This is a genomic window from Methanolobus sp. ZRKC4 (assembly GCF_045291305.1).
In the GTDB taxonomy this organism is placed as follows: Archaea; Halobacteriota; Methanosarcinia; order Methanosarcinales; family Methanosarcinaceae; genus Methanolobus.
In genome coordinates this window covers 1,219,079-1,245,046 of the sequence record NZ_CP146983.1, presented here as the reverse complement: position 1 = coordinate 1,245,046, position 25,968 = coordinate 1,219,079, and the positions used below count along the sequence as shown (strand labels likewise).

The 25,968-nt window shown below is 43.3% G+C and carries 32 protein-coding genes and 1 tRNA gene; 5 read left to right on the top strand and 28 right to left on the bottom strand.

The window, feature by feature from the left end; genetic code table 11:
• Positions 1-29: 29 nt before the first annotated feature.
• Positions 30-2,645: an ATP-dependent chaperone ClpB gene (gene clpB / locus V7O67_RS06560; RefSeq protein ID WP_406671300.1), complete on the bottom strand. Its 2,616-nt coding sequence runs from the start codon at positions 2,643-2,645 to the stop codon at positions 30-32.
• A gap of 238 nt (positions 2,646-2,883) precedes the next feature.
• Here clpB and V7O67_RS06555 point away from each other — a divergent pair, with 238 nt between their 5' ends.
• The gene (locus V7O67_RS06555) at positions 2,884-3,294 is read left to right on the top strand and encodes a winged helix-turn-helix transcriptional regulator (protein WP_406671298.1); all 411 of its coding nucleotides are present in this window, start codon (positions 2,884-2,886) and stop codon (positions 3,292-3,294) included.
• Positions 3,295-3,330: 36 nt separating this feature from the next.
• Here V7O67_RS06555 and V7O67_RS06550 read toward each other — a convergent pair whose 3' ends face one another.
• Positions 3,331-4,158, bottom strand: coding sequence for a molybdopterin synthase (locus tag V7O67_RS06550; protein WP_406671297.1), 828 nt, complete (start codon positions 4,156-4,158; stop codon positions 3,331-3,333).
• A gap of 146 nt (positions 4,159-4,304) precedes the next feature.
• On the opposite strand from V7O67_RS06550, the gene radC reads away from it, so the two are divergent.
• Positions 4,305-4,994 carry a DNA repair protein RadC gene (radC, locus tag V7O67_RS06545; RefSeq protein ID WP_406671295.1) on the top strand — a complete coding sequence of 230 codons (690 nt, stop codon included), beginning with the start codon at positions 4,305-4,307 and terminating at the stop codon, positions 4,992-4,994.
• Here radC and V7O67_RS06540 read toward each other — a convergent pair.
• Complete coding sequence (locus V7O67_RS06540; protein WP_342305653.1) at positions 4,987-5,097, bottom strand: HepT-like ribonuclease domain-containing protein; 111 nt, start codon at positions 5,095-5,097, stop codon at positions 4,987-4,989. The genes radC and V7O67_RS06540 overlap by 8 nt on opposite strands.
• A 242-nt stretch (positions 5,098-5,339) precedes the next feature.
• Between V7O67_RS06540 and mmp11 the strand changes: the two genes are divergently transcribed.
• Both mmp11 and V7O67_RS06530 read left to right on the top strand, forming a co-directional pair.
• Entirely contained in the window at positions 5,340-6,251 is a 912-nt protein-coding gene (gene mmp11, locus V7O67_RS06535) for a methanogenesis marker protein 11 (protein WP_406671294.1), read from the top strand.
• Positions 6,252-6,258: 7 nt separating this feature from the next.
• Entirely contained in the window at positions 6,259-7,800 is a 1,542-nt protein-coding gene (locus V7O67_RS06530; protein WP_342305656.1) for a thiamine pyrophosphate-dependent enzyme, read from the top strand.
• 86 nt (positions 7,801-7,886) lie between these two features.
• Here V7O67_RS06530 and V7O67_RS06525 read toward each other — a convergent pair whose 3' ends face one another.
• The 19 genes from V7O67_RS06525 to V7O67_RS06435 form a co-directional block, all read right to left on the bottom strand.
• Entirely contained in the window at positions 7,887-8,870 is a 984-nt protein-coding gene (locus V7O67_RS06525) for a methanogenesis marker 12 protein (RefSeq protein ID WP_342305658.1), read from the bottom strand.
• Between the two features lie 11 nt (positions 8,871-8,881).
• Positions 8,882-9,229 (bottom strand): DUF2103 domain-containing protein, encoded by a 348-nt coding sequence (locus V7O67_RS06520; RefSeq protein ID WP_342305659.1) that lies wholly within the window; start codon positions 9,227-9,229, stop codon positions 8,882-8,884.
• Between the two features lie 179 nt (positions 9,230-9,408).
• Complete coding sequence (locus V7O67_RS06515; RefSeq protein WP_406671292.1) at positions 9,409-9,846, bottom strand: ACT domain-containing protein; 438 nt, start codon at positions 9,844-9,846, stop codon at positions 9,409-9,411.
• Between the two features lie 37 nt (positions 9,847-9,883).
• A complete protein-coding gene (locus V7O67_RS06510; RefSeq protein ID WP_406656861.1) occupies positions 9,884-11,188 on the bottom strand; it encodes a phenylacetate--CoA ligase family protein in 1,305 nt (434 codons plus the stop codon).
• 19 nt (positions 11,189-11,207) lie between these two features.
• Positions 11,208-12,197, bottom strand: coding sequence for a DHH family phosphoesterase (locus V7O67_RS06505; protein WP_406656860.1), 990 nt, complete (start codon positions 12,195-12,197; stop codon positions 11,208-11,210).
• A gap of 63 nt (positions 12,198-12,260) precedes the next feature.
• Complete coding sequence (locus tag V7O67_RS06500; RefSeq protein ID WP_406656859.1) at positions 12,261-12,614, bottom strand: prefoldin subunit beta; 354 nt, start codon at positions 12,612-12,614, stop codon at positions 12,261-12,263.
• A gap of 140 nt (positions 12,615-12,754) precedes the next feature.
• Positions 12,755-12,991 (bottom strand): KEOPS complex subunit Pcc1, encoded by a 237-nt coding sequence (locus tag V7O67_RS06495; RefSeq protein WP_342305664.1) that lies wholly within the window; start codon positions 12,989-12,991, stop codon positions 12,755-12,757.
• Positions 12,982-13,455: a hypothetical protein gene (locus V7O67_RS06490; RefSeq protein WP_406671290.1), complete on the bottom strand. Its 474-nt coding sequence runs from the start codon at positions 13,453-13,455 to the stop codon at positions 12,982-12,984. Before V7O67_RS06490 ends, V7O67_RS06495 begins: the two co-directional genes overlap by 10 nt.
• 7 nt (positions 13,456-13,462) lie before the next feature.
• Positions 13,463-13,600: a DNA-directed RNA polymerase subunit P gene (locus tag V7O67_RS06485; RefSeq protein ID WP_406656856.1), complete on the bottom strand. Its 138-nt coding sequence runs from the start codon at positions 13,598-13,600 to the stop codon at positions 13,463-13,465.
• Positions 13,601-13,607: 7 nt separating this feature from the next.
• Entirely contained in the window at positions 13,608-13,895 is a 288-nt protein-coding gene (locus tag V7O67_RS06480; protein WP_406656855.1) for a 50S ribosomal protein L37ae, read from the bottom strand.
• Between the two features lie 54 nt (positions 13,896-13,949).
• Positions 13,950-14,732: an exosome complex protein Rrp42 gene (rrp42, locus tag V7O67_RS06475; RefSeq protein ID WP_406671288.1), complete on the bottom strand. Its 783-nt coding sequence runs from the start codon at positions 14,730-14,732 to the stop codon at positions 13,950-13,952.
• A gap of 14 nt (positions 14,733-14,746) precedes the next feature.
• Positions 14,747-15,730, bottom strand: a complete 984-nt coding sequence (rrp41, locus tag V7O67_RS06470; protein WP_406671287.1) for an exosome complex exonuclease Rrp41 — start codon at positions 15,728-15,730, stop codon at positions 14,747-14,749.
• Positions 15,731-15,787: 57 nt separating this feature from the next.
• Positions 15,788-16,570, bottom strand: a complete 783-nt coding sequence (gene rrp4 / locus V7O67_RS06465) for an exosome complex RNA-binding protein Rrp4 (RefSeq protein ID WP_406671285.1) — start codon at positions 16,568-16,570, stop codon at positions 15,788-15,790.
• Positions 16,571-16,579: 9 nt separating this feature from the next.
• A complete protein-coding gene (locus tag V7O67_RS06460; protein WP_406671284.1) occupies positions 16,580-17,272 on the bottom strand; it encodes a ribosome assembly factor SBDS in 693 nt (230 codons plus the stop codon).
• A gap of 32 nt (positions 17,273-17,304) precedes the next feature.
• Positions 17,305-18,090 carry an archaeal proteasome endopeptidase complex subunit alpha gene (psmA, locus tag V7O67_RS06455; RefSeq protein ID WP_406671283.1) on the bottom strand — a complete coding sequence of 262 codons (786 nt, stop codon included), beginning with the start codon at positions 18,088-18,090 and terminating at the stop codon, positions 17,305-17,307.
• Positions 18,091-18,158: 68 nt separating this feature from the next.
• On the bottom strand, positions 18,159-18,533 hold the full coding sequence (locus V7O67_RS06450; RefSeq protein ID WP_406671282.1) for an Rpp14/Pop5 family protein: 375 nt from the start codon (positions 18,531-18,533) through the stop codon (positions 18,159-18,161).
• Entirely contained in the window at positions 18,530-19,270 is a 741-nt protein-coding gene (gene rnp3, locus V7O67_RS06445) for a ribonuclease P protein component 3 (RefSeq protein ID WP_342305673.1), read from the bottom strand. The genes V7O67_RS06450 and rnp3 overlap by 4 nt, the downstream gene beginning before the upstream one ends.
• On the bottom strand, positions 19,263-19,718 hold the full coding sequence (locus V7O67_RS06440; RefSeq protein ID WP_406671281.1) for an RNA-binding protein: 456 nt from the start codon (positions 19,716-19,718) through the stop codon (positions 19,263-19,265). The genes rnp3 and V7O67_RS06440 overlap by 8 nt, the downstream gene beginning before the upstream one ends.
• Complete coding sequence (locus V7O67_RS06435; RefSeq protein ID WP_406656846.1) at positions 19,715-20,305, bottom strand: 50S ribosomal protein L15e; 591 nt, start codon at positions 20,303-20,305, stop codon at positions 19,715-19,717. Before V7O67_RS06435 ends, V7O67_RS06440 begins: the two co-directional genes overlap by 4 nt.
• Before the next feature lie 247 nt (positions 20,306-20,552).
• Between V7O67_RS06435 and V7O67_RS06430 the strand changes: the two genes are divergently transcribed.
• Positions 20,553-20,855: a DUF4405 domain-containing protein gene (locus tag V7O67_RS06430; RefSeq protein ID WP_342305677.1), complete on the top strand. Its 303-nt coding sequence runs from the start codon at positions 20,553-20,555 to the stop codon at positions 20,853-20,855.
• A gap of 27 nt (positions 20,856-20,882) precedes the next feature.
• Here V7O67_RS06430 and V7O67_RS06425 read toward each other — a convergent pair whose 3' ends face one another.
• The 6 genes from V7O67_RS06425 to sepF form a co-directional block, all read right to left on the bottom strand.
• A complete protein-coding gene (locus V7O67_RS06425) occupies positions 20,883-21,644 on the bottom strand; it encodes a response regulator (protein WP_406671279.1) in 762 nt (253 codons plus the stop codon).
• Between the two features lie 203 nt (positions 21,645-21,847).
• Positions 21,848-22,044, bottom strand: a tRNA-Trp gene (locus tag V7O67_RS06420).
• A 69-nt stretch (positions 22,045-22,113) separates the two neighbouring features.
• The gene (gene cobT, locus V7O67_RS06415) at positions 22,114-23,190 is read right to left on the bottom strand and encodes a nicotinate mononucleotide-dependent phosphoribosyltransferase CobT (protein ID WP_406671277.1); all 1,077 of its coding nucleotides are present in this window, start codon (positions 23,188-23,190) and stop codon (positions 22,114-22,116) included.
• Between the two features lie 54 nt (positions 23,191-23,244).
• The gene (gene proS, locus V7O67_RS06410; RefSeq protein WP_406671276.1) at positions 23,245-24,681 is read right to left on the bottom strand and encodes a proline--tRNA ligase; all 1,437 of its coding nucleotides are present in this window, start codon (positions 24,679-24,681) and stop codon (positions 23,245-23,247) included.
• A 170-nt stretch (positions 24,682-24,851) separates the two neighbouring features.
• The gene (locus tag V7O67_RS06405; protein WP_406671275.1) at positions 24,852-25,490 is read right to left on the bottom strand and encodes a ZPR1 zinc finger domain-containing protein; all 639 of its coding nucleotides are present in this window, start codon (positions 25,488-25,490) and stop codon (positions 24,852-24,854) included.
• Positions 25,487-25,867: a cell division protein SepF gene (gene sepF / locus V7O67_RS06400; RefSeq protein WP_406656841.1), complete on the bottom strand. Its 381-nt coding sequence runs from the start codon at positions 25,865-25,867 to the stop codon at positions 25,487-25,489. The genes V7O67_RS06405 and sepF overlap by 4 nt, the downstream gene beginning before the upstream one ends.
• Between the last annotated feature and the right edge of the window lie 101 nt (positions 25,868-25,968).

The window sequence follows — 25,968 nt, the reverse complement described above, 5'->3', positions numbered from 1 at the left end:
TGTCCCCATATTTTTAAATTTTGGTTTTTTTATTCTGCTGAACTGACATCAAAAAACAGTTCTGCCCCATTGCTGTCAACATGCACTGTTGAACCTTCCGGTACTTTACCCGCAACAATGAGCTTGGCGATCTTAGTTTCCACTTCATGCTGAATAACCCTGTTAAGAGGTCTTGCACCGAAGGTTTCACTGTAGCCTGCCTTACCCAGATAAGTCTTTGCTGCGTCGGTAATCACAAGATGGATACGCTTCTCCTTCAGTCTTACCTCAAGATCCTTTACTTTCAGTTCGACTATCTGTGACAGCTCATCGGGCTTGAGTGCATGGAAAATAACGACCTCATCAATACGGTTAAGGAATTCCGGCCTGAAATACTTGCCAAGTTCAGTCATTGCACGCATCTGAAGAGTTGCATAATCTACGTCCTTTTCGTCTTCACTGGTCCTCAGCATCTCTGTCAGGTCACCTGCAAAGATGTTGGAGGTCATGATAATAAGGGTGTTCTTAAAGTCAACAGTACGACCCTTGGAGTCTGTCAGTCTTCCGTCATCCAGTATCTGAAGCATGATATTAAAGACATCAGGATGGGCCTTTTCAATCTCATCAAACAGTACAACAGAGTAAGGTCTTCTTCTTACCGCTTCTGTAAGCTGGCCTCCCTCCTCATGGCCAATATAACCCGGAGGAGCACCTATCATACGGGCTACGGTATGCTTTTCCATGTACTCGGACATGTCAATGCGCACCATGTTATCCTCGCTGTCAAAAAGCTCAGCTGCAAGTGCCTTGACAAGCTCAGTCTTACCGACACCGGTCGGACCCAGGAAGATGAAACTACCAATAGGTTTACGGGGGTCCTTTATGCCTGCATAGTTACGTATGACTGCATCCGCCACAGCCTCGACGGCCTCATCCTGGCCGATTATGTACTCGTGAAGATTCTCAGCAAAATGCACCAGCTTTTCACGCTGGCCTTCCATAAGCCTTGTTACCGGGATATGAGTCCATTCACTTACTACCTCTGCAACATCTTCCTCGCCTACTTCTTCATTGAGGAGCATATCAGCCTGAACATCCTTGAGTCGCTCTTCCTCCTCTGCATATTCACGTTGGAGAGGTATAAGAGTACCATATTTGAGCTTTGAAGCAAGTTCGAGATTGTTATCATTTTCGGCAAGGTCCAGCTGCACTTTGGTCTCCTCAATCTGTTGCTTGAGGGAACCGAGCTTTGAGATAGTCTCCTTCTCAGTATTCCATCTGGCCCTGAGGGCATCGGATTCAGCCCTGATATCCGCAAGCTCCTTTTCCAGCATTTCGAGCCTTTCCTTGGAAGCTTCGTCCTTTTCTTTTTTCAGGGCTTCACGTTCAATCTCTAGTTGCATGATCTTACGATCGGCTTCATCAAGTTCCGCAGGTTTACTGTCAATAGCAGTTCTTTTCTTCGCTGCTGCCTCATCCACAAGGTCAATGGCCTTGTCAGGAAGGAACCTGTCACTTATATAGCGATCACTCATAACAGCAGCTGCCACAAGAGCTGAGTCCTTCAGACGGACACCATGGTGTACCTCATATTTCTCCTTCAGTCCACGCAGTATGGATATGGTATCCTCAACAGTTGGCTCTTCCACAAGCACCGGGAGGAAACGACGTTCAAGAGCTGCATCTTTCTCGATATACTTGCGGTACTCGTCAACAGTAGTAGCACCTATACAGTGCAGTTCGCCACGGGCAAGCATGGGCTTTAGCAGGTTCCCTGCATCCATAGCACCTTCTGTTGCACCTGCACCAACAATAGTATGAATTTCATCAATGAACAGAATTATCTGACCCTCTGAATCTGCAACTTCTTTCAGGACAGCCTTCAGCCGTTCCTCGAACTCACCGCGGAACTTGGCACCAGCAACCAGTGCACCCATATCCAGAGCAATAATCCTTTTGTCTTTCATGGCCTCTGGGACATCCCTTTTTGCCACACGCTGGGCAAGCCCCTCAACAATAGCAGTTTTACCCACACCGGCCTCACCTATGAGCACAGGGTTGTTCTTTCTGCGGCGTGACAGTATCTCCACTGAATGCCTGATCTCCTGATCCCTGCCTATCACAGGATCAAGTTTTCCCTGGGAAGCAAGTTCTGTGAAATCAATACCGTACTTCTTGAGTGGTTCCATAGTTTCTTCAGGATTTTCCGAGGTAACTCTTCTGTTGCCCCTAATCTGTTTGATTCCATCAAGAATTCTGTCACGTGTAACACCTTCACTTGCAAGGATCTTGCCACATTGGCTGTCCTTTTCCCCAATCATTGCAAGAAGGAGATGCTCAACGCTCACATACTCATCTTTCATCTTTCCGGCTTCCTGCACGGCAGCATCCAGGACACGCCTCATTGTCTGTGTCATGTAGACCTGTTCACCGCCCGGCCCTGAGACCTGCGGAAGGTTTGCGAGCTGAGCTTCAACCTTCTGTTTCAGGCGGTCCACCGGAACTTCCATATTATGCAATAATGTAGTTACAAGACCCCCATTCTGCTCGAGCAATGCAAGGAAAAGATGTTCACAGTCAATCTGCTGATTCCTGTATCTTGCAGCAATAGTCGTAGAGCCCTGGATTGCCTCCTGGGCTTTTTGTGTGAAACTGTTAAGATCCATGTTATAATCTCCCCGGGATCGATATCCCCATTACCCCGTTATTTTAATTTAGAATGTTTGTTTAAAATACTGTTGACACGTTGCAAATAACCGAAATAATTCTATTTAATTTAGTAATAATAGTGCAGAACACATATATAAATGTTGTCTGAAATGTAGCTTTTTTATCAATTTTGTCGAAATCATATCTATACATTGCAGGAAATATTATATACATCCAGTGCAATAAATAAATCCTATGCCTCAACAAATCGTGCTTATCAAACTGGAAAAACCGCGGGAAAAAAAACTGGACCAGGATATCCACTGGCTGTGCAATAGTTTTGGATTGTCATCTGGAAGAGATACTGAAAACCTTGCTACAAAGATCGTTATTGACCTGCTGGAACAGATTTCCGATAATGAAGAGAAAGTGTCATCAGAAAAGATAGCAGAAAGCCTGGAAATTAACCCTTCAAGAGTCAATCACCATGTACGCAATCTCATCAACTCAGGACTGCTTTACAGGGAAAGGAGAAAACTCTGCTTGCGGGGAGGAAGTCTCAAGGCCGCAGTCCAGGAAATGAGAAAAGACTCCGAGCGCATGTTCAATGAGCTCGAAGAGATTGCCGAAGAGATCGATCGCCAGATGGGATTGAAGAACCGGTAAGCAACTGCAGCTATGAAAATTTATTCTTCGATTTTATCATTTATCATGAACCCAGAAATCACCATCTATTGTGAATTCTTTTTTCCATATAGGCACTTCTTCCTTTAATCTTTCAAGAGAATCTATCAGGGTCTTGAAAAGCTCTTTCCTGTGACCTGCAGCAACAACTATGTAGACTATGTCCTCACCCGCTTTGATCAGACCCGTCCTGTGATGCATAAGGACGTCTATGATGGCATCCTTTTCCTTCAGATCATAGCATATCTTTTCTATAGCTCTGTCAGCAACACCTTCGTACTTTTCAAAATCAATGGCAGTCGTTTCCAAATCATCATTTACACGCCTTACAATTCCCGTAAATGTTGCAATCCCACCTGATAAACGTATATCAGCATTTGACCGGACCTTATTGATAAGAGAATCAAGAGTTAACCATTCTGCCTGGTCAAGAATGACTTGCACAAGTGCATCGATAGCCCAATCCGACCTTACAGGCAACTGAACAAGAATATTGGATACGTCATCAGAACCTTCGACGTCACCAAGGAATATTTTGGGAAGCTCACTGTTCTTTGCACCTTCCACGATGGCAAAGTCCATACCCATATCAGCCAGGGAATCAAGTGCTTCCTCAAGAGTAGGGTTCCGCTTGATGGTTACAAGCTCATTTTCGGTTATTGCAACAACACCAGCAGCTCCTGCTTCGAAATGTTTTCCCGTGTCAGTATATTCAGGATTGAAGCGGTGATGGAACATCATCTTGACAGTACCCACCGATCCTTTTTCAGAAAGTGCTTCTACAAGACGAGTGACCAACGTCGTCTTACCGGTTTTCTTGTAGCCTGCAACACAAATAACTTTCATAAAATAAGTTTATGAGAATTCATCATATAAGTACACAACGCGAATAGAAGGCAGTACAAATCATAGAAATCATTTTTTAGATTCAACGAAATTTATAATAGAACAATTACGAATAATTTATATTCTGATGATTTGTACCAATTGCAATGAGTGAATATAAAATATGTATCCGTGCAATGCCCGAAGATGAGCGTCCCAGGGAAAGATTGCTTAAATTCGGACCGGAAGCACTTTCAAATGCGGAACTTCTGGCCATCATATTGCGTACAGGATCGCGGAAAGAGAATGTGATCAACATGTGCAGCCGTATTTTCTCTGAGTACAGTCTTAAGCAATTGAGCCAGGCAAACATAAAACAACTGATGCAGATTCATGGTATCGGTGCCGCAAAGGCTGCACAGATAGCAGCAGTCTTCGAGCTTGCCCGCAAACTGGAAGGGTTCACGGATAAACCAAAGCGTAAGATCAGAAATCCTGCAGACGTGTACTCATTGCTCTACCCGAAAATGAGAGAGCAGAAAAAAGAAAAACTTGTGGCATTGTTTCTTGATACAAAGAATCAGGTAATTCGGGATGAAGTAATCTCAATCGGCACCCTGAATGCGAATATCGTGCATCCCAGAGAAGTATTCAAAGCAGCACTCATGGAGTCATGTGCCTCTGTCATACTCTCACATAATCATCCTTCAGGAGATCCCACACCGAGCATAGAAGACATTACAGTGACAGAGAAATTAGTAGAGGGTGGGAAATTACTGGGCATAGATGTACTGGATCATGTCGTTATAGGAGATGGTGGGTATGTGAGTCTTAAGGACGAAGGGTTTGTTAGATAGCATTATTCAAAATATTCTGCACAGCCATCTTCAAATCAGGAATATCCTTTGTAATAGTGTTCCAGACCTCTTCCAGATCAACACCAAAATAGACATGGATCAACTTACACTCATTCCTTCAATTTCCTTCCAGGGAACACAAGGGTTCTTTTCTGTCATCCTTCATCAATCCATAAATGAAGCTTTTCAACATAATAATCCTGCATGAGCGATATTACCCAAAGAACTCGTCAATATTCTGAAGATATCAATGCATGTATAAGGTCAAAAAGTAGGCTTTTGAAGCAAGTCCCCCACTGTTGCAAACAAAACATTTAAGGTGTAAACCGGCAATTAGCCACACGAATGAAAGAGATTGAACTTAAAGATCCATACACCATTCCTTATAGGGGAATATATGCAGTATGTGATAAAAACAATGAATATGCGGAGATTATCGAACATACGAATTGCTACGGCGGTGCAGCCTGGTCTAAGTTCCATTATTCACATTCACCACTTATTCTTAATACAAGGTCAATCGGGAACATGATACGCTATCATGTGAAAACCGGGACATCGGCTCTTGACCTAAAACCCTCCAGATCAGCCGCAGGCATTGAGTCAGTTCTGGTTTGCGATGATGAAGTTCACATAACCTATGCAGGGCTTGGTGGCGGAGGAGTCGGTGCAACCAAATGCCGTGCCTTTGCCGAAGGTGTACTGCGTTACGAGTGCACCGAGTCCGGAGGAGGACGTGCTGCAAAGGGTACAATCGTAGTCCCCAGAAGAGAAAGGATACTGATCGGAATAGATGATACCGATACAAAGGAAAAGGGAGCTACATGGTCCCTCACACACAATATCGCAAAAGAACTCGATTGCCTGGAATCTGTTTACTTATCCCATACCCTGGTACAACTCTATCCGGTGGCAGCTAAAACACAGAACTGTGTTTCCACAGTACTTGAGTTCGGGTGCGTGGACAAAGAAGCAAAAAAAGAACTGCTGGAAAGCATCAGAGCAGCGCTTCTTAAATACAGTGTATCAAAGGAGACAGGAATGGTTGTTCTTTCGGACTTTGAAGCAAAAGATGTCTACGGATACAGCAAAGAATGTCGCTCTGGTGAGCTTACGAAAGATTATGCAATGCAGTATGCAGAGGAACACGGTGTCGAGGTATGGATGGATGGCAATGGAGTTATAGGTGCACTTGCATCGCTGGCATGGTTCGCAAGGCCTGATGATTCAGTTAAGCGGACTGCACAATTAGAATAACAAAGATATGACAGATAATAAGGATATAACCGGCCTTGAAGCTATTTACCTTGCAGCTATTGACAGCAATGTAAGGTTCATTACTGCTGTTGCCGGATATCCCATGACTGCAGTTGCAGACTACTTTTTTAAGGAAAAAGATTCCAACGATTACGACATCCACTGGTTCACTAACGAAAAAGCAGCCATGGAAGCATCATTGGGCACATCTGTCACCGGAAGAAGGTCCATGGTATTGGTCAAACATGTGGGTATGAACCTGCTTTCAGACCCGCTAATGACAGCGATGATGCATACCATCGGTGCAGGACTTGTCATACTTGTCGGAGACGACCCCGGAGCAAAAGCTTCACAAAATGAGCAGGATTCCAGATTCTACGGAGCACTCTCAGAAACCGCTGTTTTTGACCCGGCAACACCAAAAGATGCTTACGATTCATTGCACCGGGCTTTTGAACTCTCAGAAGAAGCGAAGGTTCCGGTTATTATGAGGATTACTGACAGGCTGGAAAAAAGAGAGGAAAATATCAGCAGAACACTAAGCAATAAAGAAGCTGATGTCGCAGAAAAGAAGCTTGACCGGGATATATGGAAACTCACCATGCATGGAAAGCACCAACGGTTCCATATTGAATCAGAGCCCATTCTGATTCGTGAAGCTGAGAATTCATGCTTCAATCGCATTTCAATAAATGGGGAGAAAGTCGGGATAATATCTTCAGGTTATCCTTCAACAGTAGTGGATGACATGCTATCTACACAACTGGTATATTCAGGTTATTCGCACCTGGCCATTGGGCTTGTCTCACCATTTCCCAAAAACATTATGAAACAATTCATTGACAAACACGAACGTATACTTGTTGTGGAAGAAAGCGAAGCTGTCATAGAATCATATATTTGTACCTGTAACAATGTTCTTGGAAAAAAAAGCGGACATCTTCCTGTAGGTATGATTCAAAAAGAACATGTGGAATTTGCCCTTGAGAACATAGACATGGATGAGGTCACAAAGTACACAGAAATCCAGACCATTGTTAGCAGAGGGTCAAGACCTATCTGCAGCGATTGCCCATTCATGCCACTCTACAACGTACTGCATGATATAGAGCCAATCGCAGGAGATATGGGATGTTCCATACGCACAGCACCTGACCCACTCAATGCAGTTAATACCGGGTTTGCACTTGGTGGTGCAATTTCCACAGCATGCGGTTTTCCAGGAAAGGGAATAGCAGTCATCGGAGATTTTGGACTCGCACACTCAGGAATTGTGGGACTCATAAATGCAGTAGACGGTGCTTTTGATATCCTCGTTATAATACTCCAGAATGAGATCGCTGCAATGACAGGCGGACAGGAGACACCTGACCTGCATAATGTTGTGAAAGCTCTTGCACCGGACACGATTATTTTTGATATTGATAATAGTATCATTTCAGAAGGTTCGGTCAAAACCCAGAACATAATTAAGGATATGATACGGGAAAGACTGAAAGTGAAAGGAGTTTCTGTGATCTATATCGAAGGTAAATGCACACTGTATTGAACCTTAAGGACATAGTGCTGCAATAAATTTGATGTTTGAAATATATCGTTTCATATTTATAATTTCAAATTTGAAATGCCAAACAATTACTTCGAGAAGTTAACATTCAATCCGAGAATATCCCGTGAACCCGAGTGAATGGCCTGTGCAATCTCAGCACATCCAATAGCAGCGCTCCACCTGTCAAGTACATGAGCCCTTACACCAAGATGTTTTTCGATCTTTTCTACAACATAAGGAATCTCACCAACAGAGCCCTCTATAATAATCTCACCTGTTGAATCGTAATCCTTCAGCAGAATTTGCATACCCGTAATTTCCATGGCAGCAAAGAGAGCTATACTATCCAGTGCGTGAATTGCCTTTGAGTCCTTGTTTTCAGCTGCCTTAATGAGATCATGCCTGTCTGAGAAAGGAGTGTTCTTAAGAACACCAGAATGCACAAATGCTTCATTCGCACTCATCTTTCCGGCATCTACATCTCTCAGGGCTTGCACATCAAGCGGACCATGCTGCAATCCAGGTGCAAATATACAGGCATCTATGGCGCCAATAAGTTTGCCAGCTGCAACGCCTACTGTTACAGTATTGGAACTTATATCAGAAAGAACGAAATCATTAAAACCAAGAGAAAATGCATGGTAAGCAATCCCTACTTTCTCCGGACTGGTAGAATGAGAGAAAATATTCAGCCGGGAATCCGTATTACTCCCATCATGAATACCAGGTATAACAACTGCTGGAATCCCAAATGATGCGATTGAATCAAAAACACGACTTCCACCGCCTGTTTTCTTTCCAGCTCCCTCGATACTTTTAACACCCCTGTTATTGACACTTCGTATGTCCTCAATATCTGTAATACCATCGCCCATGGAATATGTCACAGCCATAAGAGATATATCAAGACTAATGATATCGAAAGCTTTTTCGATTGATGACACCAGCTGGGACTCGGTCATATCAGCTGCTTCAGTTCTTGGAATTTCCAGTTTGAGCACTTTTCCAGACTCTGGGAAAAATGCAGCAAAGCGCATTGCAGTCGTACCGTGATCAATTCCAACGAACATAATATACACCTTTAATCATCAATTAGCAATAAATTGAGTTCTTCCATGATACGCTCCCCTTCTGTAAAACTACCAACAGTAGTTACTAAGCGTAGTTCCTGAAAGGAAGTTCCACGAGAAAGAAGCAGCCTCAGATTACCCCGTTCATCAGGCCTTTGTACGCGGGCGGTCAGCATACCCCCTGAATTACCTTTTCCTTTTACAGTAATCACCGAAGGTATTATCTTTTTGATCTCAGAATGCTGACTCAACATAGATACTATCTTCTTACCACTTCGACCACCAATTATGGTGCTATGGGAACCGCCAAGTTTGGATTTCGGTTTATTAACCCCATTTGCATTGATAGTATCACTCATTTCAAGGGGAATGACAGCAGATACTATAAAATATTGGTGGTTGGAACTTATAAGCATCACTAAAAAATTTAGAGATAAATATATGGACAGAACCTGGTTTAAAATTTAAAATAAGTAATAATTTTGCAGACCTGTTACGGATAGTAAAAAGAATAAAATAAAGGACAATATTCAGGAAATCATATCTCCTGAATATCAGCCATATCTATAAGCTTGACACCTGCACCATGAAGAATCTTGATAGCTCCCTCGATGTTATTGACCCTGAGGATCAGCAGTGCTTTTTCCGTCTTTGTGACAAAAGCATAGGCATAATCTATGTTAATATCCTTCTCGCCCAGGACATCTGCTATCTTGCCCAAACCCCCGGGTACATCTTCCATCTCAATACCCAGGACACTTGTTTCAGATACTGTGAAACCCGCATCATGCAGCACAGTATGTGCAAAGTCCGGCCTATCCACAACCATCCTTATAATACCGAAATCACCGGCTTCAGCTATGGTAAAGGCCCTAATATTAATATCTTCCTTCTGGAAATTGCTGGCGATATTAGCAAGCCTTCCGGGCTTGTTCTCAGCGAAAAGGGATATCTGTTTGATAATCTTGTCTTCCATGAAACCACCTGATAATAAAATTATATCCTATGTAATATTATAGCTTCCTGTTATCTATTACTTTCTTAGCCTTACCCATGGAACGAGGAATAGTTCCGCTTTCTACCAGTTCCACTTTAACTGCGATGTTCAGGACACCTTTAAGGGCAGATGAGACTTTCTTCTCCAGAGTAATAATGTCATTTACCTTATCGCTGAAGGCTTCATCCGTCATCTCAATCTGGACTTTCATAGTATCAAGTTCGTTCACCCTGTCCACAACTATCATGAAATGCTCGCCGACTTCAGGAATATTCATGAGCACAGATTCGATCTGACCGGGGAAGACATTGATACCGCGAACTATGAGCATATCATCAGCACGACCAAGGACACGCATGATACGTGGATGAGTCCTTCCACATTTGCATGGCTCTTTGTTGATAACGGTAATGTCACCGATCCTGTATCTTATAAGAGGAAGAGCTTCCTTGAACAGTGTGGTAATTACAAGTTCACCCCTTTCACCTTCCTTCAATTGTTCTCCGGTCTCAGGGTCAATTACCTCAATAAGAAACTGGTCAGCCCAGATGTGAATACCATCCTGATACTGGCATTCCGTAAAAAGGGGGCCACTGAGTTCTGAAGTGCCATATATATCATAGGCTTTTATTCCGGTTGCCTGCTCGATTCTTGTCCTCATCTCCTCGGACCAGGGCTCCGCACCGAAAATGCCCACACGCAGGCCAGTATCCTTTTCTATGTCAACATTTGCCTTGTTTGCAACCTCGTTCATGAAAAGGAAATATGAAGGAGTACAGGCGATTACTGTTGAGTTGAGATCCTGAATTAATTCAATCTGCCTTTCAGTGTTACCTGAACTTGTAGGAAGCACGGTCGCACCAATTTCTTCCGCACCATAATGGGCCCCGAGTCCACCTGTAAACAGACCATATCCATAGCCCACCTGTATAATGTCACCTCTTCCGACACCTATAGAGGTCATAGCCCTTGCAAGTGAAGTAGTCCATCCGTCGATATCGTTCCTGGTATAGCCCACAACTGTTGGTTTCCCTGTTGTCCCGGATGAGACATGGAAACGTACAAGCTGTTCGTTAGGAACGCAGAACATCCCGGTGGGATAGGTATCCCTGAGGTCACTCTTATATGTGAATGGTAATTTTTTCAGATCGTCAAGTGTTTTAATGTCCCCGGGACTTACACCTGCATCATCGAAGCGCTTCTTGTAGAAATCCGAATGCTGGTAAACATAGTCCACCAGGTGTTTCAACTTCTTCTCCTGTATTTTTTCCAGCTCTTCAACCGGCATACGTTCAATCAACGGGTTCCAGTACTCTATCATTTTTTCACCTCTTTTCGGTTTATTCCGATTCTTCCTGTAAGACCTCACAGATAGAAGGATTCGGTTTTCCCTGGAGAACACTACGAATCCTGTTTCTGCATTCCTCAATTATAACATCTATATCCGCTACTACATCAATTCCGGCAGCACCTGCATGACCTCCTCCGGTACCCTGATAATTGGAGCTTATATCCTCCATTATCTTTCCAAGGTTCACGCCGGAATTCACGGCATCACGCTTTGCCCTTCCACTGACCCTTACATTCCTGTCACGTGATGTGCCTATCAAAGCGACATCAGCTCCTATATTCAGGAACATAGAGGATGCTGCACCTCCGAATGAATTTACGTGAGAATCAACTAGCAGCCAGTCATCAATACGCTCGATATTGGCCCTTGTAGCACACTTTAACATGGCTATACGCATGGATATATCCTGAGGGGTTGAAGCCATCATTTCCAGAACTTCAGCATATTCCACTCCACTTGCTTCTATAATATCCGATACAGCCCTGAAGGTATCTGACGTTGCATGTTTGAAATGGCCGGTGTCTGTTATAATACCTGTGAGAAGACCAAGTGCTGTTCTGCGCATTATGGGAGCACCCATTATACGGAGAATATCGAACACCATCTCTGCAGTGGATGTAGCATGGCGATGAAGGTAGAATTCCGCATTATCGATAAGTGCGGTAGTCGCATGATGATCGATAACGCAATACTTACTCAATTTAATATCGTTCAATTGTGAACTGGTAGATGTGTCAACTACCAGTGTGATATCATATTGTGACGGATCGGGATTATCCTCCACATTTATATTAAGCTTATCAATAAGAAGCGAGGCAACGCGGTTACAACCGTCCACTAGTCCGATAGTTCCGCCTAGTGCCTCGGACAGTGCAAAAGCACTGCTCACAGCATCTGGATCTGCATTACGATGACACAAGTAAAGAATATTTGAATAATCCAGAAGTCTATTGTAAAACTCCAGTTCTTCAACTTGCATGGAAACCTCTGATTATCAGAAAGGAAGATAATCCGAGTAATGTTAGCAGTAAGGAAAAAGGCTTTATTCTGCCTGATTCCCCATTGCCTGTTCAATTTGTTCCTGAAGTTGTGTAAAACGCTTGGAGATACGCTCTTCCTGTCTGGAGATAGATTGAAGTCTCAGGGAAAGCGTTTCTACCTTTTCCTTCATCTTGCCAACAGTTTCCTCTTTATTGGCCTTGACCTGCAACTCACCGACAGTTCTGTATATCACTGCATCCTCAGGGAGCTTCTCAAGCTCTTCGAGAGCCACTTCGGATTCCTTCTGCAAGGATTCCATCTGAGCTTTCTGCATTGCAAGTGACTGTGCCTGCTGCTGTACTTGCTGCAATTGTGCCAGTTGGTTCTGTATCTGCGGGGGTATTTGTGTACTCATTTGGTTTCACCTGGCATACCAATAAACTTAAAGTGATTTTAATGTTTCTATGTACACAGAAGCAATAAACAACGATGTAAAGAGATGATACAGATGCAAAATAGAAAGCGAAAAATGAAGGCCCTATTAGCAAAATCTAATCATACCAGACAGGATGCTGTCTCGGATGCAACCTGAATTAGGCGTAGCCATGTGTTAAGAGTTGAGCGCATGGAAACAAGGTCATCAGATCTAACGGTAAGATAAAGAGAGGTACCTTCAAAGAGCATATCAACAGAAGACCTGTCAGTTATCATTGTCTCAAGTTCAGGTTTCAGGGAACGATAAATAGAAGGAGCTGCAGGCGTTTCAAATACAGAATTGGTGATTAAGAGCAATCTTCATCACCATTATATATTTTATGACTTTTTATCCTCAGACTGAACAACACTTTTTCCTGTTCCTTGAAATCCATTTTATCCCCGGAAATATCCAGCGATAATGAGACCGAAGAACCTTTTGGGCAATCAGGACAGAGAATGTCAGATACAACTGATACAAGCTCGCCATCTCCCCCTATTGAAGGAGTTACACCGGACTTTCGAGGATATGAAAAAACCGCAGATAACATCGAAATATGAAGTGACAATACACAGTAACCCTCATGATCATAAAAAACCATACTACCCGGGTTGCCGTGATATTCGCCTACTATGATGAGAGGAGTGTCATGAGAAAGGGCTAGAACCTCACCCATGCCCATCTTTCCGCGATTAAAATAATCACAGTTAAGAAAAGATGCCAGCAGCTTACATAGAGTACGCGTGCCGGCTGATGGTTTGCGAGAAGAAGTTATTTGCATCTACTTCTTACATTGCTTTGATGCGTTTGATGGATGTCGGACGCTCTTTCACAAGTATCCTGTGCCCACAGTAAGGGCAGCGAATACCTGTGTACTCGTAGTCGATCTCAACATTTCTTTTGCATCTTGTGCATTTGTAATCCATGCTCACCTTACTCTATCTTTTCAGTGGCTTTCCTGACGGAACGTGCAACTGTCTTACCCACACTGGTCTGTGGAAGATAGGTTCCGCCTGCAAATGTATAGTCACACTTGCTGCATCTCCAGATACCTGTACAGACTCTGCTTACTGTAGGACGGGCACATTTTGCGCATACATGGGGCATACGCATTTTTTCTTCCAGATCCGCTACCAGCTTACGGTCTCTTCTACCATATCGTACACCAAACCGGCCTGCTGATCTGGATACGCGTCCTTTTCTTGTATATTTTTTACCCATGAATCTAATCTCCTTGAAATGGTGTGAAATAAATGTGATATTGAATCTTTCTGTTTAGATATTCAGCAGATGAGCTTCCCTCAGTTCTGATGCTTTCTGGCATGCCAAAGAAACAGCCTTCAACAACTGTTCTTCCGTCAATGCTCCGTCACCGCTCTTTTGCATTCCTGAGATCGAACCATCCTGATTTGAAACAATAGTGATTTTGGTATCACATACAGTTTCTTCATCAAGTCCCGGATCAACCATCAGCGAGCCACCGATATTTATAACTGTAACTGACAAGGGCATATCCTTGATAGGCATAGCCATATCCTCACCTTTTCCTGCACGTTCCATAGGAATGGTTGTGGTAAGTAAGGCTGCGATAGCGCCCAAGGAAGAAGCGTCCTGAATGTTTCCGGAATTATTGAGAACATGGATATCGATGAATACTATCCATACTTCTTCTCCCTCCGTAATACACAACTTACTTAAATCAATTGCGCCTGACTCACGGACACCACGGTCGGTAACACGGGCCATTTCAATAGCATTCTCTCTTGGCGGACCTGCCTCAAAGTCCGGAGAAGCTATGGGATTCAGCTCAAGACTGGTGATAATGACTCCCTCACCAGGAGAATCAGGGAACGGAGCTCCTGCCTGAAGTTTCACACCTGCAAGAACCTCTGTTTCTCCAATCTTTACCCATGCAGATCCTTCAGCTTTATCGATGACATTTGTTTTTACTTCAATATCCCTTATCTCATCAAAGGAACGACCATCAGCACGGTTTCCCTTGAGCATAAGGTTATAAATATAATCTCTTTTCAGTACAGACATCACTTCATTGCTCATGATTACCACATCCCTCAGACAGTCTCTTCATCATCTTCGGGGACATCCTCATCATTGTCTTCAGGAATATCCTCTTCATCTACGTCCTGGAAAGAATCCTCTTGCTCTTCCACAGATTCAACTTCATCCTCTGTTTCAGCATCTTCTACATCATCTTCCATTTCGCCTTCTTCTATGCCCTCAGCATCCTCAGACGTTTCATCTTCTTCTGAAGACACCAATGCAGATTCAACAAGAGCGGAAACATCGACATCTTCCTCATCTTCAGAGGTTTCCACTTCTTCCAGTTTGGTAAATTTGTTCCTGAGAGTCTCCTGCTGCATCGCAAGGATCTGACGGCAACCTTCCTTACACATTTCAACAGCTTGCTTAAACTCTTCCTGAGTAAGATCTCCATCCATCTGAAGAAGTGTGATCTCTCCATCCTCGGTCATCGCTATCGGAAGATCTGCCTGACCATAATTGTCTTCAGGCTTGTTCAGATCAAGTACCAGTTTCCCGTCGACTTTTCCGGCTGCACAGGCAGCCACAAGACCTTTCATAGGAATTCCGGCATCTGCAAGGGCAATTGAAGCTGCATTGATAGCAGCAGTCCTTGTACCAGCATCTGCCTGAAGTACCTCTGCAAAGACATCGATCACTGCACTCGGATAAAGCTGTGTCATTACAACAGGTTCGAATGCCTCACGACTTACTTTTGATATCTCGATACTCCTTCTGCTGGGACCGGGACGTATGCGGTCCTCAACGGAAAAAGCTGCCATATTATATCTATACCTTATCAGAGCGGAATCAGCTTTCTGCAGTCTTCTTGGATGAAGTTCTCTGGGACCGTAAACCGCCGCCAATATCTTATTGTTTCCCCATTCCAGATAACAGGAGCCATCCGCACGGGAAAGCACTCCTATCTTAATCGTCATCGGTCTTATTTCATTAATTTGCCTGCCATCGAGGCGTAAACCATTCTCATCAATGAATTTTTCAGGTTTATCATTCATACTAATTCTCCAATGTTTGCACATTTTCCCTGTTGATAAAAAAGAGACACATCTGGGTTAATTATCATCATCATCATCCAGCAGTGCATCAACTTTTCTGCAGGTTTCTTCCCTAATCTCGCATTCATCTTCCGTATCCACAACGAGATCATCTTCCAAAACAGTTTCATCCTTCTCAGAAACAACATCATCTTCATTTTTCAAGAAACTAGAAATTCTCTCCGTCAAACCGGAAGTATGTGACTGTTGCATTATCATGTCTATAGCTTCGGTAAGACGATCCATATCAGCGTCTTTTCCCTTTATCCATATCCTTCCGTTCTGACCTACAAAAATCTCACAGTTGGTTTCCTTTTTAAGCATTGAGACCATCGAACCGCCATGTCCTATGACCCGGGGAACCTTTGCAGGAGTTATTTCAATAACCCGGCCCGTATCAAGAGCCCCCAGACCACGTTCTCTCATGCTCAGTTCCACTTTCATAGACGGATTTACGTCTTTTACACGCAGAAGTGCAGAGTCACCAGCGCCCATAATTCCTGGCATCTTGTCAGACTCCACTCTTTTAGGGTACTCCGAGACATGCAGCAGGCCATCGTAAGGAGAGCCTATGTCAAATATCCAGTTTGAAGGAGTTACCTCGATCACAGTACCGATTACAAAATCCTTGCTTGAAGGAATGTATTTTCCTGAGAACGGAATCACAGATAGCTTATTTCTTGCATTCTTGATCCCGTATAAAAGAGAATAGACTTTTCCATCCTTCACATAAGTACCAGGTCCCGATTCTGCCTTGTTCTCAGACAAAAGCTGGCCCGGAAGTACAATTTCTCGCTCCATTATCCATCCTCATAATAATTTAGATTCAGCATCTCCTTTAGTCAGGTGATTTACCAGACCATAGAAATCGTTCTGAAGACCTGCCGGCATCCTCACAACAGCAACCCAGGATCCATCGTTTTGCCACTCATTCTTCAGGAGAGTTGCAAACTTAGAAACATCTCCATAGGATTTGGCAGCATACTCCGCAGGTATCTTTACCGCTACATCGACCTCCTCAAACCTGATAGGAATGATAGGACGGATGGCCTTCATGACGATATTTACCTGCTCATCCACGCCCTTGAAAAGATCTATGTGGACCTTTGCCTCCTCCATAGCCTTCTCGATTCTAGCCCGTGGGTGAGGTGTCTTTGTCTGAGGATTAATAGCATTCTGCGCAATAAAAGTAATGACTTGCCTAGTTTTCTCTTCCAAAATACGCTTTCTTTGTTCTTTGGTCAGCTGTAACTCACCATGCATAAGTATCTGCTCAGCTACCTCCAGTACATCAGAAGTGCTAAAGGTATTCTCAATATCGGACTCAGCTGCATGGTCCCCTTGATGAGCATCAGAGAATACGGATTCAACAGCGAGTATATCTTCCATTTTGACATCTTCGCCTCTCTTCAACGCAAACGCTCCGTCCGGATCTACAAGAACCTCGAACTGGTTCTTCCCTTTCTTGAGCCTTGCGATCACAGCTTCATCAAGTGACACCATTTATCTTCACCCCATGACATAAAATGCTAGATTTATTCAGTGGTTTCGTCCTGACTTTCAGAGTCGTCTTTCTTTTCTTCTTCTGTACCTTTAAGTTCTTCACGGACTCTTGAAACGTATGTTTCAACCTCATCCTCCGAAAGCTTTCTGAACTGCCTTTCCTCAAGGGTAACAAGACCTACTTCGAGGGTAGCTGCATTGAGTTTACCTTCAGTGGATCTGTAAAGCGCCTTCATGCCAAGCATGATAGCAGCGTCCATATCCATATCGTCGCTGTAGTCAGTCTCGAATATCTCCATAAAAGAGCTTCTTCCTGCACCTATTGCAGTTGCCTTGTATTCAAGAAGTGCACCGCTTGGATCTGTTTCGAACAAACGAGGCCTTGAATCATCGACTCCTGCAATCAGAAGAGCAGTACCATAAGGACGGGCACCGCCATATTGGGTGTAGCTCTGTTTATGATCGCAAATCTTCTTTGCAAGTACTTCTACTCCCACCTGCTCATCATAAGATACTTTGTTAATCTGGGCTTCTACTCTTGCCCTGTCTACCAGTGCGCGGGCATCTGCAACCAGACCGGATGTAGCAGCACCGATGTGATCATCTATCTGGAATATCTTCTCGATGGATTCTGCTTCTATCAATCTGCTTGTTATCCTTTTATCGACAAGAAGGACTACTCCGTCCTTGGATTTCACACCCGCTGCAGTCGTACCCCTCTTAACGGCCTCCCTGGCATACTCTACTTGAAAAAGACGCCCATCGGGACTGAAAACAGTAATTGCACGATCATAACCCATTTGTGGTGTCATTTGCATCTTAATTTCATCTCCTGTATCAAAATAGTAAACAGTAACTTGTAGTCTTACTAACTGAAATATGCATTCTACTCATTTATATGTGACTGTTCTTCCGGGTTAAATACATCCACACCCGCTAAATACTTTTTTGTTGCTCCAAGAACCGTACCTGACACACCCAGAATATGAAAACTAACCCTTTTTCCTTTTACGTTGGTAATTGTAGCAAGAACAGCCCGTGTTTGCCACACATGCTCCCGTTCACAGCTAACTACACCTTTAAGGTCATCGAAGGCAAAAAGCCATATGTTGCATTCACTCGAACCAAGATCCCCAAGCAAACTACCGGATGCAGAGAATATCTCCCTTATCAGTTCATCCCTGCTCACCTGACCATCAGCAATAAGTTCAAATGCAAGATACCTTTTATTTTCCCGCATTGTAGGAGGAAGCACCTTCATGCATTATCACCTTCATCCAAAATAACAACATCCGGATGAGCACTGACGATTTCCACACCTTCAAAAACATAATTAGCAGAAGGACGATTCCTTGATATAATAGATTCCGGAGTAGCAGAAAGACCACAAATAGCTTCGTCACGCTTCATACCAAAAAGCTCTGCAAGTGCAATCAACTCCTGAGGAGCACGCAAGTCATAACAGGACCTGGCATTGCTTGTGAGCAAGAAAGGAACATCATACTTACGTACAAGTTTCAGGTTCTTCCTGAAATTAGATAATGCTTTTACCCTTTTTCCACCACGATAACTTATAATGTCACCAAGATCGAAAGAAATTGCCACATCATTATCATTTGCAGACTTGGCAAGTACATGATTAAATCCATTGTCCTTTAAGGATCCAAAATTAGAAAGGACATCTACATTTGAATTTTCTACAGCTGCCCTATTTATGCTTTCACTGCCCCCATGGACAATAATAACATCGACCATTTTTCGATATTTACCTATAAGCCCATGCAACTTTGAAGCATTATCCACATTCAGTTCAACTCCACTGAAAACCTCAAAGTCACCGAAACAAGCAGACCTTTCAGAAGAACACGATTTAGGAGAATTGGTAATAGCAATACCCTTATAGCAAAAATGCTTTGAAAGGGCAGCCATTTCTTCAATCGTATTTTTACCTTCGGGTTCAGAATAGATACTCAAATCGTAGAAATTGGATCTAGCCAAACAATTCCTCCACGATCTGCCCCGCAAGAACACGGTTTTTAGGATAAGTGGCTATCTTTAACTTCATGATTATAGCATCGGAAGAAGAAGTCAATACCAATTTCCCCAGAGAAGCTGCCTGTTTGTCAAACCTGATATGGAATAACTGATCATCATCCAGCCTGTCAGGCATCTCACTGCGAAGACGCTCAACATCATCAGGAGACAGATGCCCCCGGATGAAACTGGCAATCTTTACAACGTCAGATTTGCGAGTGATCTGCGAACTGAGCATCACGGAAGAGTTGCCATAATGACCTTCAATATCCGTTACATCTACAAGTTCATCAGTAACAGCATCTTCTGATCTGCCTATGGCATTCCGTAAAAAGAAATCCAGGGCTTTTCTTACCCTGGAGAAGTCTTCAGTTGAGTGTGAGATCACACGCAAGTCGATATAATGAATCACTTGCCCTTGTTTTGATGTGACCTGATGCTTGGTCGGGTCTTCTCAGTACCGGTACCACGTGTCATCATACCTCTGCCCTTGCGGCCTGCACTGGTCTTACCACGTGGAGCACGTCCCTTGTGGGAACTGTTGCATATCCAGTTGAGATTCTTGTCACTCTTAATAACAGGATGGTTAGGATCTACGAGGATAACTTCGTACCACTTGAGTTTACCGTCTTCTCCTACCCAGTAGGAGTTCAGTACTTCCATGTTGGGGAACTTTCTTCCTGCACGCTCTTCAGCGATCCTCTGGATGCTCTTGCCTGCTGTGATCTTGTTCTTACCCATGTTGTGTGTACGTCTTCCGCGCATGTACCTGGACTTTCTGAGGCCACCCCTGCGTACCTGTACGCGGGCAACAACTATACCCTGCTTTGCCTTGTAGCCAAGTGAGCGGGCACGGTCGATACGAGTAGGACGTCTGATTTTTGTAACAGATCCTTCCTTTCTCCATTCCTGAAGTCTTTCCCATCTAAGTTCACTGACGTAAGTATCGCCAGGGTTCTTCCATGCATCTTTGATATATCCGTAAAATGATTTGGACAATATATTCACCTTGTTTCATCTTCTTGTTTCACGGTTCAGCTTTTTATTAAAGCCACATTCCCACGGGACAGATCCCGACAATGAAACAGGACTAGTACCAACCTGATATGATTTAAACTTTTGCACCATCCAACAAAGAAAAACAAAAAATACAGAAGAAACCACAAGTCTAAAAATGACATACAGCATTAAAAGCCAATGTATTGAATTAAAGCAAGAATAGTACCTGCAAATAAGAGAATGAATAATGAACCGAATAAAATTGAACTATTGCGTTGATGCCATGTTGACAATATTATTCCTGGCAGTTGCAGTCACAGGATTTGTTATGTATCTTGTGATACCGCCAGGAGTGCCAAAAGGAAGATATCAGGAATATCTAGGATTAACAAAAGCCACGTGGACACTGATACACAACAGATCGGCAATTTTGATGACATCTTTTACAGGAGTACACCTGGTACTACATCAAAAGTGGATATGCTGTACAACAAAAAATATTTTGAAAAATGAAGAGAAAGATAGTAAATGCCCCATTACAGATCCTTAAAATGCAATGCACTTTAAAAACCATATCTTACTGGAATTTACTTAGATCTTCACCAGAACACAAGATTCCAGTAATATTATCATCCACATCTTTTAGAACAACATTATACCAGCGTACTGGAACTTCCCTTCCATCCTTTGCAATGACAGGATGTTCTATGAATTCCGGCAGTCCAGATTCACCACTTAAAGCCCCTTCAAACTTTTCCCTGACATCTTCCTTTAGTATTTCAGGAACAAGTAATTTAGAAAAGTCATGGCCTATCAGTTCAAATTCACCGTAACCCAGAATATCGTTGCCTTTTGCATTAACGAGATTGACCTTCATATCCCTGTCTAGGACGAAAACAATGAAACCGGCTTCATCGAAATAGTTTATTGCATCATTCCTTTCAGCCAGCATCTTGTCCTGAAGGTGTTTTATGCGTAGCAGTGACTTTACCCTTGTAACAAGCTCCAGCCGGTTCACAGGTTTACCAAGGAACTCATCTGCTCCTACCTCAATACCTTTTATACGGTCATCCTTGCCAGACAATGCAGTAACCATTATCACAGGAAGGAATTGAGTTTCAACGGAAGTTTTCAGGATTCTGCAGACTTCATACCCATTCATGTCAGGCATCATCACATCAAGAAGGACTAGATCAGGTTTGTCAGCTTTCACCCTTTCAAGTGCTTCTCCACCATTATAAGCATTTATAACCTCATAATCCGATTTCAGATAGAGCCCCATTAGTTCTACTATGGCCTGTTCATCATCAACTATGAGTACTTTGTCCCTATCTGACATGAATCATAGGCTCCCTGTTTACACGTAAATTAAATAAATATATTGCAATATAAATCTGCTGGTGAGCATCACATCTTGTTACACAATTAAGCATAAATTAATCGAACTTTTTTCACTATTAATTATATAGTTCTATCCACATATATAGTTTAGGCATAGAAAACTAACCTTGCAGAAATTACAAATACTGCAATAAATTAATGTGGGGCTGGTGAGATTTGAACTCACGATCGACGGGTCTCTCCGAACTGCTGCAAAACACAGCATTTTTCTTTAAGAGCCTTTATCAGTGCTCCAACGGTTCCTCACAGGCCAATCCCGTCGGATAAGCCTCAGTAGACCCGTTGTTCATCATTTATCCGCTGGAGCCCGTCGCCATGCCGGACTAGGCCACAGCCCCTTAAATTCAGGCAGTATCCCCTGAATAAATCTTATCTGTGATATATTTGGCGGTACCATTGCCTCGATGTTATATATTTTCGTTCGCTACCCGGTTCAAATCACCAAGTTTGCACAGCTCAGAACAGAGTCCCTCTATTTCCGAGCGTATATCCTCCCGGGATTTACCGTACATGAGGGCAAGGTACATGGCACCTCCGGCACCCACACCTTCCTTTACAAAACCAAGTTCATATTGCTGCAAACCCTTGAATGAAGATTTACCGAATTCAGGATCAACACCTTCAAAAGTAGCACCAATCTCACTTGCAAGTTCTGTAAAATTAGCAGACCCATCACTTGAAACATAGCTTGTAGTCACAATCATGATATTATCCGTCGGATAACCCAGATGCTTGATAACAGCGTAGATAGATTCCATCTGAGTCCCGCCAGCGAGTATCAAACGCGTATCTCCAAGACCTGCAGCGATTCCTGCAACTGCAACCATCATCGGATCACCAACGGATGCCACTGCCTTGAGAGGATCCCCACTCAAAGAACCAAAATTAATAGAAGAAGATTTTAAAGCATCATCCACAACCTGTTTTTTGAGACTCAACGGGTTTGAACTGGAACTACTACTAACAGTACCATCATAACCCAATGACTGAAGTACTGCATTGGCAGTTGTAGTTCCTGCAGGAATACTCTCCCCGATCACAATGAGATCATGGTCCTTTGCAAGTTTCTCACCAAGCTTAAAGGCATTTTTGAATGCATCCCCAATATTGTGCACAGCAGTAGATTTTCTGATATCATCACCAGGCAACCCGCCAATGTCAATAAGCGGCACCTGTTTTGCCGGAAGAACCTTTAAGCCTGCATTCACAAAGATATGTGGAATACCCGTAATCGATAGCGCTGCACGAGTAATAAGTGCAGGCGTAGGTGTATCATACGGAGGCGTCATTGGCAGGATCGGAATATCTACGATAGTTCCTGTTTCAAGGACTTCCGCATCACCTGCCGGCGTGTAATCTGTTAGTTTTGCAGTCTTGCCTGCGGCAGAGAGACCTTCGATATAAGCGGTTTCTGTGTTTCCAAGAACACATACAAACAACGGTTTTTCAGGTAACCTGACTTTTTCTGGTGCTAATGTATCCATACCAATCGCCTAGATGTATTTTACAGGGAGTATATGTCAGTTTCCAGACAAACTTCAGTACGTCCTGGCAACATACACCTGAGTATCCGCATCTGCACCACATATAGGACATTTGCCGGAGCAACCTTCTGTTTGCTCAGTAGGTATGCCAAGTATACCCGCACCGATCTCTTCCTCAAGCTTAAGGCCACATTCCTTATTACCACACCAGAATACCTTTGCAATTCCCTCAGCCAGTTTCTCCTTAATTACAGCAATATCCTCACACTCAAAAATACGTTCCTGCAAACTTGCGTTTGCCTTTTCATATAAATTCTCATGAATTTCGTCAAGCAGGGACAGAACTTCATCTGTGATATTATCAAGAGATACCTGCTGCTTTTCTCCAGTGTCGCGGCGCGCCAGCATAGCTGCATTGTTCTTAAGGTCCCTTGGGCCGATTTCCAATCTTACGGGAACACCTTTCATTTCCCATTTGTAGTATTTGGCACCCGGACGGTTGTCACTTGCATCCAGCTTGACACGTATGCCTACAGCTTCCAGTTTCTCCTTTACTTCTTCGCAGGCCTGCAGAACATCTTCAGCTTTCTTGAAGACAATAGGAATAATCACAACCTGCACAGGAGCTACTTCCGGCGGCATCACAAGTCCCTTTTCATCTCCATGTATAGAAATTAATGCTGCAACTGAGCGCTCAGAGACACCATAGCAGGTCTGATGGACATAGACCTGTTCACCTTCAGAGTCCTCATACTGGATATCAAAAGTCTTGGCAAAATTGTCCCCCAGATGGTGGGCAGTACCGACCTGAAGAGTCTTGCCATCCGGCATGAGTGCATCGGTAGCTATTGTATAGTCCGCTCCAGGGAACTTATCCCAGTCAGGCCTCTTTGAAGGAAGAACAGGAATAGCAAGCTTGCGATAGAATTCCGTGTAGAGCCTGATAGCCTCATCAACCTGGGCTGCCGCATCTTCCCAGGTGGCATGGACAGTATGCGCCTCCTTGAAAGAAGTGATCTCACGTAGCCGGATGAGAGGACGTGTATGCTTGGTCTCGTACCTGAAAGTATTGACTATCTGGTACAGCTTGAGAGGCAGGTCGGCATGAGAGCGAACCCACAACTTGTACATCGGATAAATAGCAGTTTCACTTGTCGGGCGCAGTGCAAGTTTAACGTCAAGTGGGGAGACGCCTCCGTGAGTTACCCAGTACACTTCATCCTCAAAACCTTTGATATGCTCAGCCTCTTTCATGAACTCATTTTCCGGGATTAAAAGAGGAAAAAGTGTCTCCTGGTGATCTTTGTCAAGCAGTTTTCTCATAATATCATAAACGTTTCGCCTGAGGTTGAAACCAAATGGATACCATACATACAATCCCTTAACAGGATAACGGACATCCATTATTTCGCCTTTCTGCAGGATGTCATTATACCATTCGCTGAAACTTTCCTTTGAAGGAAGTGCAGCCTCTTTCTCTTGTTCTGCCATGTAGTCACCTATTATGATCACTTGATTTTGGCTACATAAACAAGTACATTGCTTATAGGCATTTCCTTTCTGAACCAAAATAAACATAAAAGTATAACACAGGATCAAATAAGTAACAGCGAATTCGACACAACGATATGTCAAAGTAAAAAATGATCAGGAATGAAATATCATTCCTTTAACTGATGCTCAGAGTCGGAGGCATCAAGTTCCATCTCTGAAGAATCCATATCAAAGACTATCATCCCAGTCTTAAGTTGTTCAGAATCTTCTGGAGAAAGTGCATAGGATTTAGCCTTGTCAGAAATAATAGCACTATTGCCGAAAGGATCCTCGATTATAACAGTAAGAAATCCTTTGCCCTCAATTACCTCTTCAAGTGTTTTTTGAATCTCAAGTCCACGGGAATGTTTCTCTTCATCATCCACAGACCATTTGGTAGCAGTGATCACCACATTGAGTATCCTGTCCAGTACACCTTCAATGTTTGTAACGTAAGACTCGGATATCGAGCCAGGCTCCACATCAATACCCAACTCAGGTATACGTATAGTTCCAGAGGTGGAACGAACAACTCTGCTGTGGAGGTCTTCAGAATTTTCGATCTTTAGCTCATATCTCACCGGATCGCGCTGAGCCAGGATAATAGTATCGGCAAATCTAAAACTGCAGTCACACCTTGCGGTAATATGCATTACCTCGCCAAAATAAGGAATATCATCACCCTGCCAGTTGATGATCAATTCTTCATGACAAAGCGGACAGGAAGTGGCAGTTACAAAATTATGGCAGGAGCTTTCTTCACTCAATATCTTCCACCAAGAATCTTTGATCTGTCGATCTTTATGCCGGATGGTGTTACGAGCACCTGGTCATCTTTAATTCCTGCAATGTCGCCGTGAACATCAACTACTACATCCTTAAGATCCTTTAATGCACGGTCAAGCAGGAGTTTATCCGCCTTAATGTTTGAGATGTCGATCATTACAATATTACCGTCGTATATCTCTCTTTTTAGTGCGGTCAGCTCATTCAGATTGGTCAGCTCAGCCACCCGAATATAGGTCTCTGCAGGCTCTTCATCAAGCACTTCTTCATACTTGGTAAGATCGAGTTCCGTATATTCATCCTCAACAGTTGTGGTTTTGGCACTGCCACCAAATATCTTATTCATGATCTTTGCCATAATGCGCCCTCATGTATTCAAAAACATTGATGCTTATTAATAATATCGATACTACTTAAATTGTTACTGGACAGATGCTTCAGACTGTTGCTTTTAATTAT

Excerpts from the sequence above, each read along its gene's own strand:
- sepF (WP_406656841.1), bottom strand. The coding sequence starts at position 25,867 with ATGGCAAAGATCATGAATAAGATATTTGGTGGCAGTGCCAAAACCACA.
- clpB (WP_406671300.1), bottom strand. The coding sequence starts at position 2,645 with ATGGATCTTAACAGTTTCACACAAAAAGCCCAGGAGGCAATCCAGGGC.
- V7O67_RS06530 (WP_342305656.1), top strand. The coding sequence starts at position 6,259 with ATGACAGATAATAAGGATATAACCGGCCTTGAAGCTATTTACCTTGCA.
- cobT (WP_406671277.1), bottom strand. The coding sequence starts at position 23,190 with ATGGATACATTAGCACCAGAAAAAGTCAGGTTACCTGAAAAACCGTTG.
- V7O67_RS06515 (WP_406671292.1), bottom strand. The coding sequence starts at position 9,846 with ATGGAAGACAAGATTATCAAACAGATATCCCTTTTCGCTGAGAACAAG.
- rrp42 (WP_406671288.1), bottom strand. The coding sequence starts at position 14,732 with ATGAGCAATGAAGTGATGTCTGTACTGAAAAGAGATTATATTTATAAC.
- radC (WP_406671295.1), top strand. The coding sequence starts at position 4,305 with ATGAGTGAATATAAAATATGTATCCGTGCAATGCCCGAAGATGAGCGT.
- V7O67_RS06550 (WP_406671297.1), bottom strand. The coding sequence starts at position 4,158 with ATGAAAGTTATTTGTGTTGCAGGCTACAAGAAAACCGGTAAGACGACG.
- V7O67_RS06485 (WP_406656856.1), bottom strand. The coding sequence starts at position 13,600 with ATGGATTACAAATGCACAAGATGCAAAAGAAATGTTGAGATCGACTAC.
- V7O67_RS06505 (WP_406656860.1), bottom strand. The coding sequence starts at position 12,197 with ATGCAAGTTGAAGAACTGGAGTTTTACAATAGACTTCTGGATTATTCA.
- V7O67_RS06480 (WP_406656855.1), bottom strand. The coding sequence starts at position 13,895 with ATGGGTAAAAAATATACAAGAAAAGGACGCGTATCCAGATCAGCAGGC.
- rrp41 (WP_406671287.1), bottom strand. The coding sequence starts at position 15,730 with ATGAATGATAAACCTGAAAAATTCATTGATGAGAATGGTTTACGCCTC.
- V7O67_RS06555 (WP_406671298.1), top strand. The coding sequence starts at position 2,884 with ATGCCTCAACAAATCGTGCTTATCAAACTGGAAAAACCGCGGGAAAAA.
- V7O67_RS06450 (WP_406671282.1), bottom strand. The coding sequence starts at position 18,533 with ATGAAGGTGCTTCCTCCTACAATGCGGGAAAATAAAAGGTATCTTGCA.
- V7O67_RS06520 (WP_342305659.1), bottom strand. The coding sequence starts at position 9,229 with ATGAGTGATACTATCAATGCAAATGGGGTTAATAAACCGAAATCCAAA.
- V7O67_RS06430 (WP_342305677.1), top strand. The coding sequence starts at position 20,553 with ATGAACCGAATAAAATTGAACTATTGCGTTGATGCCATGTTGACAATA.
- proS (WP_406671276.1), bottom strand. The coding sequence starts at position 24,681 with ATGGCAGAACAAGAGAAAGAGGCTGCACTTCCTTCAAAGGAAAGTTTC.
- V7O67_RS06510 (WP_406656861.1), bottom strand. The coding sequence starts at position 11,188 with ATGATAGAGTACTGGAACCCGTTGATTGAACGTATGCCGGTTGAAGAG.
- psmA (WP_406671283.1), bottom strand. The coding sequence starts at position 18,090 with ATGCAAATGACACCACAAATGGGTTATGATCGTGCAATTACTGTTTTC.
- V7O67_RS06490 (WP_406671290.1), bottom strand. The coding sequence starts at position 13,455 with ATGCAAATAACTTCTTCTCGCAAACCATCAGCCGGCACGCGTACTCTA.
- mmp11 (WP_406671294.1), top strand. The coding sequence starts at position 5,340 with ATGAAAGAGATTGAACTTAAAGATCCATACACCATTCCTTATAGGGGA.
- rrp4 (WP_406671285.1), bottom strand. The coding sequence starts at position 16,570 with ATGGAGCGAGAAATTGTACTTCCGGGCCAGCTTTTGTCTGAGAACAAG.
- V7O67_RS06460 (WP_406671284.1), bottom strand. The coding sequence starts at position 17,272 with ATGGTGTCACTTGATGAAGCTGTGATCGCAAGGCTCAAGAAAGGGAAG.
- V7O67_RS06500 (WP_406656859.1), bottom strand. The coding sequence starts at position 12,614 with ATGAGTACACAAATACCCCCGCAGATACAGAACCAACTGGCACAATTG.
- V7O67_RS06425 (WP_406671279.1), bottom strand. The coding sequence starts at position 21,644 with ATGTCAGATAGGGACAAAGTACTCATAGTTGATGATGAACAGGCCATA.
- V7O67_RS06525 (WP_342305658.1), bottom strand. The coding sequence starts at position 8,870 with ATGTTCGTTGGAATTGATCACGGTACGACTGCAATGCGCTTTGCTGCA.